The sequence below is a fragment of the Streptomyces sp. NBC_00234 genome (assembly GCF_036195325.1).
Lineage (GTDB): Bacteria > Actinomycetota > Actinomycetes > Streptomycetales > Streptomycetaceae > Streptomyces.
The window spans coordinates 3,150,237-3,162,000 of the sequence record NZ_CP108101.1 but is presented as its reverse complement, the minus strand read 5'-3'; the positions used below and the strand labels follow the sequence as shown (position 1 = coordinate 3,162,000).

The window sequence follows — 11,764 nt, the reverse complement described above, 5'->3', positions numbered from 1 at the left end:
ACCTCATGCACCAGTCCGCCTATGAGCAGATGGAACTCTGCATCGAGGAGTATCTGCCCAGGACGCGCAGGCACCGTGTCGTCGACCTCGGATCGCGTATCTCCGGCAAGCAGAGCCGGACGCACCGGGGCCTGCTGGCGGGCCACGACATCGACTACTTCGGGGTCGACGTGCAGGACGGACCCAACGTCGACGCCGTGATGACCAGGCCGTACCGCATCCCCGCCAAGTCCCGCAGCGCCGACGTCGTCCTCTCCGGGCAGGCGTTCGAGCACATCCCGTTCTTCTGGGCGTCGATGCTGGAGATCGCCCGGGTGCTGAAGCCCGGCGGCTACGCCTTCATCACCGCACCCTCGCGCGGCCACGCGCACGACGCCCAGGACTGCTGGCGCTACTACCCGGACGGCTTCCGCGCCCTGGCGGCCCACGCACGGCTCGAACTCTGCGAGGCGTACACCGACTTCCCGCCCAGGAAGGGAATCTGGCACGACTACCGGGGCATCGACAAGGGCGCCTACTGGGGCGACTCCGTCGGGGTCTTCCGGAGGCCGGAGCGCTACCCCCGGCTGACCATGTTCGCCGTACGGGAGCTGACCGTGTGGTGGGCCAACCGCGTCGGCGGGGTGGACGCGGTTCCGGTGCCCCGGCCGCTCGACGGCCGGGAGCGCTGCGGGCGGCCGGCCGCTGCCCCGGCGGACGTTCCGGCCCCGGCGAAGGCACCGGCCCCTGCGGACGTTCCGGCCGCGGCGGAGACGGGCTCCTGATTCCATGGTCCAACACGGGCAAATCAATGACAGGTTGACGAAAGATGACATGAGCGGCAATGCGCGCGTACTGTCCCGGGGCATGGCTTGGCGCAACGCCATCAACGGCGTCCTTCAGCAGCTCACCGGATATCAGCTCAGGCGCGTGTCCGTGCCCGCCCCCCGCGCGGCCGCGGCGGCCCCGGCCGCCCCCGCCGCGGCGCCTGTGGCGCCCGCACCGAAGCCCAAGCCGAAGGCCAAGGCCGGGCCGCAGTTCCCGGCGGACTACGACGACGAGGCGAAGGACATCATCCGTGCGGTCAAGCCGTACTCGATGACCTCGCCGGAGCGGCTCAACGCCTTCATCCTCGCGACCCGTCACATCGCCCGCCACAACATCCCCGGCGACATCGTCGAATGCGGTGTGTGGCGCGGCGGCTCCATGCAGGCGTGCGCGAAGACGCTGCTCTCGCTCGGTGAGACCGAACGGGACCTCTACCTGTTCGACACGTACGAGGGCATGACCCCGCCCACCGAGGAGGACCTGCGGCTCGACGGCAGGTCGGCACGGGACCTGCTCGACGCGCAGGGCAAGGACCGGCCGATCTGGGCGGTCGCCTCGCTGGAGGACGTCCAGGCCGGATTCGAGAACGTGCCCTACCCGAAGGAGCGCGTCCACTACGTGCAGGGCAGGGTCGAGGACACCGTCCCGGAGCGCGCCCCGGAGCAGATCTCCATCCTCCGCCTGGACACCGACTGGTACGCCTCCACCAAGCACGAGCTGGAGCACCTCTACTCGCGTCTGGTGAGCGGCGGCGTCCTGCTGATCGACGACTACGGCTACTGGCAGGGCTCGCGGCAGGCCGTCGACGAGTTCCTGGAGAAGACCGGAGAGAAGCTGCTGCTGCTCCGCATGGACGAGGGCCGGATCGCCGTCAAGCCCTGAACCGTGTGGGAACGCGCCGCTCAGCCCCGTGCCGCACCGGTACGGGGCTCGGCCGTTTCCTCGTCGTCCGGCCGCCGGCCGTCACCCGAATGGCTGTCAACGGGTGACCGGGGCCCGGCCGGGGTTGTTAGCCCCCGGGGCGTGTCCGGCCCTGATCCGCCGGACGCGGACCCCAGACCCCCAGGTTGTCCGTCCGGAAGGATCGTGCACAGCGCATGGCACCCCGTCTCACCGTCGTCGTCCCGCTCTACAACGTCGAGGAGTACCTCGGTGCCTGCCTGGACTCCCTCGCCGAACAGACCATGCCCGACCTCGAAGTCGTCATGGTCGACGACGGCTCCACGGACGGAAGCGGGCGCGTCGCCCGGAAGTTCGCCGCGCGGGACCCGCGCTTCCGGCTGATCACCCAGGAGAACGCCGGACTCGGGGCCGCCCGCAACGCCGGAGTCCAGGAGGCCCACCGGGACGGCGAGTTCCTGACGTTCGTCGACAGCGACGACATCGTGCCGCCCGGCGCGTACGAGCGGATGCTCGCCGAACTCGCCCGCTCCGGCTCCGACTTCGTCACCGGGAACGTGCTCCGGCTCCGCGCCAACGGTGCGCTGGAGCAGTCGCCGATGTTCCGCAAGCCGATGGAGAAGCCCCGGTCCGCCACCCACGTCACCCGGGACTGGGTGCTGCTCGGCGACCGCATCGCCTGCAACAAGGTCTTCCGCAGGTCCTTCTGGGACCGCCATGCCTTCGCGTTCCCGACCGGTGTCCTGTACGAGGACATCGCCGTCGTGCTGCCCGCCCACTTCCTGGCACGGTCCGTCGACGTCGTCGAGGATCCCGTCTACCACTGGCGGGACCGGGCCGGTTCGATCACGGCGCGGCGTGCGGTGCCCCAGGGCATCCGCGACCGGGTCACCGCCGTCTCCACCGTCAGCGGGTTCCTCGCCGCGCGGGGCATGACCGAGGCCAAGCGCCGGTACGACGGGCACGCACTCTCCGGTGACCTCTGGCTGTTCATCGACGCGCTGCCGGAGGGCGACGCCGCCTTCCACGAGGCGTTCCTCGAACACGCCAACGCGTTCGCCGCCACCGTCGACCCGGCCGTCGTCGACGCACTGCCCCTGCATCTGCGGGTCAAGTGGCAGCTCGTCAGGGAACGCCGGATGCCCGAGCTCCTCGCCCTCCTCGCCTACGAGAAGCCCGACCGCGACACCTTCCACGTCCGCGGCGTGCTCCGGCCCCGCGCGCAGTACCCGGTCGTCGACGGCCCGCTCCCGAGCCGCGCCACCGCGCTGAGCGGCACCGACCTCCCCGTACACGCCCATCTCACCCAGGCCGTCTGGCGCGACGGACTGCTGCACCTCAAGGGGTACGCCTACGTCCGCAACGCACCGGGCCGTCCGGCCGGCACCGGCTGGCTGCGGTCCGGGCGCCGCGTCCTCCCGCTGCGCGTCCGCACCTTCCGTACGGACGAGGCCGCCGCCCGGTCCGGCCGCACCCTGCACCGCTACGAGCGCTCCGGCTTCGAGGCCGTCGTCGACCCCCGCAAGCTCGCCGCCAAGGGGGCGGGGAAGGGCGGACGGAGGACCTGGAAGCTGGAATCCGTCGTCCTCGGCGCCGGCCGGGCGCGCCGCGGTCCGATGCGACTCCTGGGCAATCCGGCGGCCCCGGCCGTCGTGTACACCGACGAGCGCACCCGGATCGTCCCCGTCCTGTCGGGCAACAAACTGGAGCTGCGCACCGACCGGATCGACGCCGTCCTCGTCGCGCACACCGCGACCGGGCAAGGCGTACGGATCGAGGTACGGGTCCTCGACGGAAGCGAGCCCACCGCCCTGCGCGTCCAGGAATGGCGCACCAAGGAGACCCGGGAGTTCCCCCTGGGGCTCAGCGGTCCGGACGGTGCGTCGGCCGGCACGGTCGTCGCCGAGATCCCGCTCACGGCCTTCCGCGGCTCCGACGGGGCATGGGGGGTCCAACTGGTGGGCGGCAAACGCCGGGTGACGGTGGCCGCGCGTCCGGAGACACCGTCCGCGCGCTATCCGCTTCCCGGGGGCCGCGAAGTCCACGCAGCCGCCAACCCCTCCGGCGACCTGGTGCTCACCGACCGCGGGGTGCAGCCGGTCGTCGAAGAGCTCTCCTGGGCGGAGGACGGGACACTCGTCCTCGAAGGCAGCCTGCCCGGCCGGTACGCCGGCGGCCTCGAACTCGTCCTGCGCCACAGCGGCCACCAGGAGGAGACCGCCTTCCCGGCCGAGACCGTGGCGGGCGACGGGACGGCCGGGTTCCGGGCGGTCCTGGACCCGGGGAACGTCGAAGGGCTCGGCGGCACCCTCCCGCTCTCCGAGGGCCGTTGGTACCTCTTCCTGCGCGAACGGGGCGAGACCGACCCGGACGCCTACCTGCCGATGCGCGCCGGGACGCCGCTCCACGCGGGCCTGCCGCTCCACCGCGAACCGGCCGGCCGGCTCTTCACCCTGGAACGGCGCTTCCACGACCGGCTGGTCCTGGAGTCCGGCAGCGCCCTGCCCGTCGCGGAACGGGGAGCGTACGGCCAGCAGCGGCTGCGCGAGCGGTACGCCGCCCTGCGCGGCGGAGGGGACGGGCTGCGCAGGGCCGTCCTGTACAGCAGCTTCGACGGACGCCAGTTCTCCGACTCGCCCCGTGCGGTCTACGAGGAACTGGCCCGCCGCGACACCGCGCTCGAACACCTCTGGGTGGTCCGCGACGAACAGGTCCGGGTCCCGGCCGGGGCGCGCGCGGTGGCGCTGCACAGCGCCGAGTGGCACGAGGCGCTCGCCCGCAGCCGCTGGATCGTCTCCAACACGCATCTGCCCGAGTGGTTCGAGCGGGCCGACGGCCAGTTCGTGGTGCAGACCTGGCACGGCACGCCGCTCAAGCGCATCGGCCGCGACCTGGCCGGCACCCCGACCGCCGACGTCGCCTACATGGCGTCGATGCCACGACGTGCCGCCCAGTGGAGCGTCCTCGTCTCTCCGAACACCTTCTCCACACCGGTCATGCGGCGGGCCTTCGGACACACCGGCGCGGTCGTCGAGTGCGGCTATCCACGCAACGACCTCCTGTACGCCGCCGACCGGCAGAAGGTCGCCGACGCCGTACGGGAGCGGCTGGGCATCCCCGACGGCAAGCGCGTGATCCTCTACGCGCCCACCTGGCGCGAGGACCGGCCCAAGCAGGCGGGCCGTTACGGACTCGACCTCCAACTCGATCTGGCGCAGGCCGAGAAGGAACTCGGCGAGGACACCGTCCTGCTCGTGCGACGCCACTACCTGGTGGGCGGCAGCATCCCGCAGAGCGAGTTCGTCCGCGACGTGTCGCGCTACCCGGACGTCGCCGAGCTGATCCTGATCAGCGACGCCCTGGTCACCGACTACTCGTCCCTGATGTTCGACTTCGCCGGGACCGGCCGCCCGATGGTGTTCCACACCTACGACCTGGAGCACTACCGCGACACCCTGCGCGGCTTCTGCTTCGACTTCGCCACGCAGGCACCGGGACCGCTGGTCCCCACCTCGGCGGGTGTCGTGGAGGCGCTGCGGGACCTCGCGTCCGTCACCGAAACACATCGCGACGCCTACGCCCGGTTCCGTGAGTCGTTCTGCGACCTCGACGACGGCACCGCGGCCACCCGGGTAGCCGATCTGATGCTCAAGGGGGAACAGGTATGAGCGCACCGGACTTCAGCTGTGTGGTCACCGGCGGGGGAGGGGCCGCCGCACTGCGGGCGTCCGTCGACTCCGTGACCGCCCAGAGCCTTCGGGCCACCGAAGCCCTCGTCGTCCTTTCGGCCGACGGCGACCCGGGCACCCGGGCGGCGGCCGACGCGCTCGCCGCGGGCAGCCCCGGCCGGGTCCGCGTCCTCGTCGCGGACGAGGGTGCGGACGGGGGCGCCACCACGGAAGCGGCGCTGCGCAACGCCGGACTGGACGCGGCCCTGGGCCGTCACGTCCTCGTCCTCGGAGAGGGCGAACGCCTCCAGCTCCACGCCTGCCGCAATCTCTGGGAGGCCGCCGAACGCACCGGCGCCGACCTCGTGGCCGGCCGCTGGAGCCGGCTCACCGGGGAGGGCACGAAGGAGCAGGAGCCCTCCTGGCAGCATCAGCTCTTCGCCCGCTCCCGGACGCTCGACCGCTTCACCGAAGCCCCCGAACTGACCGTCAGGGACGCTCTGGTGACCGGTTTCTGTGTGCGCCGCGAAGCCCTGGAAAAGCACGGCCTGCGTTACGCGGAGGACCTCACCCGCAGCGAGATCCTCTTCGGACCCCTGGCAGCCGCCGCGGCCGGCCGGATCGCCCTCGTCCGCAGGCTGATCGTGACCGGGCGGGCGGCGCGCGGGCAGGACGTCCCCGGAACGCTCCGGGCCCACCGCGCCGTGTGCAACACCCTGGTCGCCCAAGGGCTGCACGACCTGTGTGAACAGCGCGAACGCGCCTTCGCCCTCGATCAACTGGTGCCGCTCGCCCGTACGTTCCCCCGGCTGCCCGCCGCCGAACGGGACCGGATCGCCGCGGCCACCGCCCACGGCCTCACCGAGAGCGTCCCCGCCCCGGTCAGGGAGACGCTGCCCCCACTCGAACGGGTCGCCGTGCACCTCCTCGCCCAGGGCGACGCGGAGGCCGTCCTCGCGGCGGCGTACGCGCTGAGCCGCCCGGGTGCCGTGGCCGCCCCCCTCGTCACCGGCGACGACGGACGCGTCCGCTGGCCCGCCCCGGACACCGGCCGGACGCCGCCCGTGGACCTCGACGTCACCGAACTGGGCCACCAGTACCGCACGTTCGGTGAGCTGCGGCTGATGAACCGGCTCACCCGCTGCACCACCGACAACGGGCAGCTGCTTCTCGAAGGGCACCTGGTCCTGCCCGACCACGCCGGCCCCGGCCCCGGGCTGCCCCTCACCGGAGAGCTGGAGTTCCGGGTGCGGGACGGCTCGCGCGCCTTCCGCTTCCCGGTCGGTGAGCTGGTTCGCGAGGCCACCGGCATCCGCTGGCGGGCCCACGCCGACCTCACCCGCGTCCTGCGCCCCCTCGGCGCACGGGACACGCTGTGGGACGCCCGCCTGTTCGTCGGGGCCGGTGAGGAGCAGTGCGTCAGCGACCTCTTCGCCGCCCACGACCTTCTCGACCGGGCCGACCGCTTCACCGCCAGGCCACGGCTCGGACGGCTCGCGGGGGACACCTGGGAGCCCTACGTCACGCTCAAGGACCACCTGGCGCTGCGCCTCGTGGCCCGCAGCCGCCCCGCCCGCATCCTGCGCCGCCTGGTCCACTACGCCACCCACTTCCGGCCCGCCCGCAAGGCCCAGCTCCTGCTGAAGGCCCTGCGCAAGAAGCGCGACCGCTGGCGCTCGCGCGCTTTCAAGGCCCCCGTCTACAACACCTGGCTCTGCCGGCTGCCCGTACGCAAGGGCTCCGTCGTCTTCGAGAGCCACATGGGCAAGTGCTACGGCGACAGCCCCCGCGCCGTCCACGAAGAGGTGCGCAGACAGGGCCTCGGACTGCGTTGCGTCTGGTCGTACGAGAGCTCCCCCAAGGGGTTCCCGCCCGACGCGCGGCTCGTACGGCGCTGGTCGTGGCGGTATCTGTGGGCCCTGGCCCGCGCGGAGTACTGGGTCGACAACCAGGGCTTCCCGCAGAACCTGCGCAAGCGTCCCGGCACGACGTATCTCCAGACCTGGCACGGCTCGGCGTACAAGCGCATGGGCTTCGACGAGACGCGCGTACGGATGCAGAACGCCCCGCAGCGCCACCGCCTCCAGGAGGCCGTGCACCGCTTCGACCACTTCCTCGTCCGCTCCGAGCACGACGTGAACACCCTCGCCCGCGCCTACCGGCTCCCCGCCGAACGGCTGCTGGCCACCGGATACCCCCGCAACGACGCCCTGGCCGCGGCGCGCGCCAGGGACGAGACCGAGGGGCGGCTGCCGCGCCCGGCGCTCGCCGAGGCACTCGGCATCCCCGACCACAAGAAGGTCGTGCTGTACGCGCCGACCTTCCGCGGCGGGCCCGGGAAGCGCAAGCGGCGGCGGCTCCCGCTGGACGTGGCGCGGTTCGCGAGGCGGTTCGGCGACGAGTACACCCTCCTCGTGCGGGCCCACTACCTGGAGGCCGCGAGGCTGCCCGTGTGCCCGCCCGGCACCGTGCTGGACGTCTCCTCGCACCACGACGTCACCGAACTCCTCACGATCGCCGACGTGTTGGTCACCGACTACTCGTCGATCATGTTCGACTACGCGCTGCTGGACCGGCCCGTCGTCCTGTTCGCGCCCGACCTCGACGCGTACGCCGAAGCCCGGGGCAGCTACTTCGACCTGCGGGAGAAGGCACCCGGTCCGGTGGTGGAGACGGAGGGCGAACTGTTCGCGGTGATGGGCCGGCTGAAGGCCACCGACGTCGCGTTCCAGGAGCAACGCGCCGCTTTCGCCGCGGAGTTCGGCAGCTACGACAAGGGCGACGCGGCCCGTAGCGTCGTCCGCACCGTCTTCGCCCGCCCCCTCTCTCGTACCGCCCGGGAGGCCGGCCGATGAGCCGCAGCCGTGACGTATTCATCGTTTCCAACAGCACGGACGAGCTCGGCGGTGTCACCGGCTGGACGCACCGGACGGCCCGATTGTTCCAGGAGCGCGGACACCGGGTGCAGGTGATCGGCATCCACGCCTCGGAGCTGAAGATGGCGCTCCCCGACGCCCCGGGGATTCCCGTCACCGCCCTGTACCCGGCCCATCCGCCGACCCCCTGGGCGCCCAGGACCCTGCGGGACCGGCTGCGGGTTCCGGCGCGGCGGAGGGAGGCGGCCAGGGTCGAGGAGAAGCGGCGCGCGGTCCGGCGGCTCTCCGAGATCTTCCGCACGGCGCCGCCCGGGGCCGTCGTCCTCGTCACCCAGGTGTGGGCCATGGAATGGGTCGGCGAGGCCGACACCTCCGGCCACCGGGTGATCGGGATGAGTCACGAGTCGTACGACTACTCCCGCGCGAGCCACCGCTACCGGTGGATCAAGAACCACTACAGCGCCCTGGACCACTGGCTCGTCCTCACCGAGGAGGACGCCGACATCTGGGCGGGCGACGGCATGAACAACGTCGGATTCATGCCGAACGCCCTGGCCCGGCTGCCCGAAGTGCCCTCCCCGCGCACCGGGAGGAGCGTCGCGAGCATCGGCAGGCTCAGTGACCAGAAGGGCATCGACATGCTCCTGGACACCTGGGCGCTGGTGGCCCCGCAGCGGCCGGAATGGCGGCTCGCCGTGTACGGGGCGGGCGAGGACGAGGCGGAACTGAGGGCGCGGTGCACCGAACTGGGCCTGGACGGCTCGGTCGAGTGGAAGGGCCGCACGGACGACGTGCCGGGGGCCCTCGCGGACGCCTCGGTCTTCGTCCAGTCCTCGCGCGGCGAAGGCTTCCCGCTGGCGCTGATGGAGGCGATGGCGAGCGGGGTGCCGTGCGCCGCCTTCGACTGCGCGCCCGGCGTCCGGGAGATCGTGCGCGACGGCGAGGACGGCCTCCTCGCGGCGGCCGGTGACATCGGCGCCCTGGCCGACCGGCTGCTGCGGCTCACCGGCAACCCGCGGATGCGGGACGCGATGGGGGAGCGGGCGCGGGTCAACGTGCAGCGGTTCTCCGAGACGGAGATCCTGCGCCGCTGGGAGGAGCTCTTCGCCTTCCTGGAGCGGTGAGGGAGGGGCCGGGCCGGAGACGTTCACCGGCCCGGCATCCCGTGGCGGCTGCGCCCTCAGTCGGCCGACGGGCTGGACGTCGCCGCCCTCGACGGGTTCGGCGTCGCCCGCGGGGCGGTCTGCCGGGGCAGCGTGCCCAAGGGCCGCCGCTCCTTGAGGGGTACGGGCACGGGCAGCCCGGCCGTCTCGCCCAGGAAGACCCGGCGCACCACCCGCTCGGCGGCGTACCCGTCGTCGTACGGACAGAACCGGGCCCGGAACGCCGCCCGCAGCTGCGCGGACCGGGAACCGCGCCAGTGGTCCGTGGTGAAGATGTCGAGCAGCTCGTCCTGGCTGCGGGCGACCACTCCGGGCGGGAAGGTCTGGAGGTCGAAGTACGTCCCCCGTGCCGCCTCGTACGCCTGGCTGTCGTCCAGGTGGATGACGAGCGGACGGTCCAGGTTGGCGTAGTCGAACATCAGCGAGGAGTAGTCCGTAATCAGTGCGTCCGAGGCGAGACACAGCGCCTCCAGCGAGGGATGGTCGCTGACGTCGATGATCCGGGGATGCGGCGTCCGGCCTGCCTGTGCCTTCGGGGCGCTGTACAGGTAGTGGGAGCGGGCCAGGACGACGTAGCGCGGCCCGAGGACCTGGACGAGTCGTTCCAGGTCCAGGGCGTGGCGCTGCGAGCGCCGGTAGTCGCGGTGCGTCGGCGCGTACAGGATGGCGGTGCAGTCCTCCGGGACGCCGAGCGTCTCGCGCAGCCGGGCCACCTCCTGCGCGCTCGTGTGCTGGAACACGTCGTTGCGCGGATAGCCGTACTCCAGCGTCGTGTAGCCGGAGGGGTAGGTCCGCTCCCAGACGAGCGTGGAGTGCAGATTCGCGGAGAGGGAGAAGTCCCACTTGTCGATGTTGCGCAGCAGCTGTCCGAAGTCCGTGGACCCGGCCGCCGCCGGACGGTCCAGCAGATCCGTCCCCATGGTCTTGAGCGGCGTCCCGTGGTGGGTCTGCAGCAGCACCTGGCCGCGTCTCTTCACCAGCCGCCGGTCGAAGTTGACGTTGTTCACGAGGTACTTGGAGCGGGCCAGCGCGGTCCAGTAGCGGTACGTCCCCGGGTGCAGCCTGCGGGTGCCGGTGGGCACGGTGTGCGCGTCCTCGGGGCGGCAGATCCACGAGGTCCGCAGGCCGGGGACCAGCTCGCGCGCCTTCGCCTCGATCGCGGCCGGATTGCAGGCGTAGCCCCGGTTCCAGTAGGCGGCGAACACGGCCTCGCGGGGCCGGACGGGCAGCCGCAGCTGGACGCGGTAGTGCAGCTGGAGGAGCGCCCCGCGCACCGCGTGGCGCAGTGCGGCGACGCGCAGCCTCAGTACGCCGCGCAGCTGCTGCGCGGCCCACAGCAGGCGGTACGTGCGGTGGGCGCCCAGCCGGAACAGCCCGTGGCGCAGGCGTGCCCGGCGCGGGACACGGGCGCCGGGCGTGCGGTAGCGGACGCAGTGGGTACGGGCCCGGCGGAAGAACTCGGCGCGGGTGCCCTGCGGCAGCCTCCCGTGCGAGGTGAACAGCGTCGAGAAGTGGTCGAGCATCCGCCGGAATATCGCCGGCCGCCAGACGGCGAGCTCGGGGCGCGCGTCGATGAACGCGAAGACCCGGTCGTACTGGTCGAAGACGTCGAAATGGCGGCGGCTGGTGGTGGAGAGGATGTTGCCCCGGCGCCGCTGGCGGTAGCCGACGCACACGCTGTCGAGGACCGCGATCGATCCGGCGGCCATCAGCACCGGATAGGTCCAGGGCGTGTCCTCGTAGTATCCGGGCGGGAAGGTGAAGCCCTCGGCCTCCACGAACTCCCGGCGGTACGCCTTGTTCCAGACGACCATCAGGACCTTGAGCAGCTCGGGGCGGTCGGCCAGCCGGAAGGAGGCGGGCCCGGTCTCGGCGAGATGCCGGGCGAGCTGGTTGCGTACGGTCTCGCCGCTCCAGTACACGCGGGTGTAGTCGTAGACGAGGACATCGGGACCGCCGGTCGCCGTGATCCGGTCGGCGATGGTCTGCAGCGCGTCCGGCAGGAGGGTGTCGTCCCCGTCGAGGAAGATCAGGTAGTCCCCGCTCGCCCTGGCGATACCGGCGTTGCGCGCCGGGCCGAGGCCGGTGTTCCCCGGCAGATGGACGACGCTGAACCTGTGGTCGCGTCCGGCGTACTCGTCGGCGATGGCGCCGCAGGCGTCCGGTGAGCCGTCGTCGACCACGATGATTTCGAAGTCTTTGAAGGACTGGCCCGACACCGAGTCCAGGCATTCGTGCAGATACGCCTGGACCCGGTACGCGGGCACGATGACACTGAACCGGGGCACAACACATCCATGGGTCGCTCGCGGGCGGCAGGTGGCTCGCAAACGGCCGAAGGGCCGATGGG

Annotated in this window: 6 protein-coding genes; 5 read left to right on the top strand and 1 reads right to left on the bottom strand. The window is 72.1% G+C overall.

Annotation, left to right across the window (positions count from 1 at the left end; genetic code table 11):
* Positions 1-5 precede the first annotated feature (5 nt).
* The 5 genes from OG230_RS13700 (at position 6) to OG230_RS13680 (ending at position 9,375) form a co-directional block, all read left to right on the top strand.
* Positions 6-764, top strand: a complete 759-nt coding sequence (locus OG230_RS13700; RefSeq protein ID WP_328910477.1) for a methyltransferase domain-containing protein — start codon at positions 6-8, stop codon at positions 762-764.
* A 49-nt stretch (positions 765-813) separates the two neighbouring features.
* On the top strand, positions 814-1,689 hold the full coding sequence (locus OG230_RS13695) for a TylF/MycF/NovP-related O-methyltransferase (protein ID WP_443051547.1): 876 nt from the start codon (positions 814-816) through the stop codon (positions 1,687-1,689).
* A 215-nt stretch (positions 1,690-1,904) separates the two neighbouring features.
* Positions 1,905-5,375 (top strand): bifunctional glycosyltransferase/CDP-glycerol:glycerophosphate glycerophosphotransferase, encoded by a 3,471-nt coding sequence (locus OG230_RS13690; RefSeq protein WP_328910475.1) that lies wholly within the window; start codon positions 1,905-1,907, stop codon positions 5,373-5,375.
* Positions 5,372-8,230, top strand: a complete 2,859-nt coding sequence (locus tag OG230_RS13685; protein WP_328910474.1) for a bifunctional glycosyltransferase/CDP-glycerol:glycerophosphate glycerophosphotransferase — start codon at positions 5,372-5,374, stop codon at positions 8,228-8,230. The genes OG230_RS13690 and OG230_RS13685 overlap by 4 nt, the downstream gene beginning before the upstream one ends.
* Entirely contained in the window at positions 8,227-9,375 is a 1,149-nt protein-coding gene (locus tag OG230_RS13680; RefSeq protein WP_328910473.1) for a glycosyltransferase, read from the top strand. The genes OG230_RS13685 and OG230_RS13680 overlap by 4 nt, the downstream gene beginning before the upstream one ends.
* 56 nt (positions 9,376-9,431) lie before the next feature.
* On the opposite strand, the gene OG230_RS13675 is transcribed toward OG230_RS13680, so the two are convergent.
* Positions 9,432-11,702, bottom strand: a complete 2,271-nt coding sequence (locus tag OG230_RS13675) for a bifunctional glycosyltransferase/CDP-glycerol:glycerophosphate glycerophosphotransferase (protein ID WP_328910472.1) — start codon at positions 11,700-11,702, stop codon at positions 9,432-9,434.
* Between the last annotated feature and the right edge of the window lie 62 nt (positions 11,703-11,764).

Coding starts and splice junctions, on each gene's coding strand:
- OG230_RS13700 (WP_328910477.1), top strand. CDS start 6: ATGCACCAGTCCGCCTATGAGCAGATGGAACTCTGCATCGAGGAGTAT.
- OG230_RS13685 (WP_328910474.1), top strand. CDS start 5,372: ATGAGCGCACCGGACTTCAGCTGTGTGGTCACCGGCGGGGGAGGGGCC.
- OG230_RS13695 (WP_443051547.1), top strand. CDS start 814: ATGAGCGGCAATGCGCGCGTACTGTCCCGGGGCATGGCTTGGCGCAAC.
- OG230_RS13680 (WP_328910473.1), top strand. CDS start 8,227: ATGAGCCGCAGCCGTGACGTATTCATCGTTTCCAACAGCACGGACGAG.
- OG230_RS13690 (WP_328910475.1), top strand. CDS start 1,905: ATGGCACCCCGTCTCACCGTCGTCGTCCCGCTCTACAACGTCGAGGAG.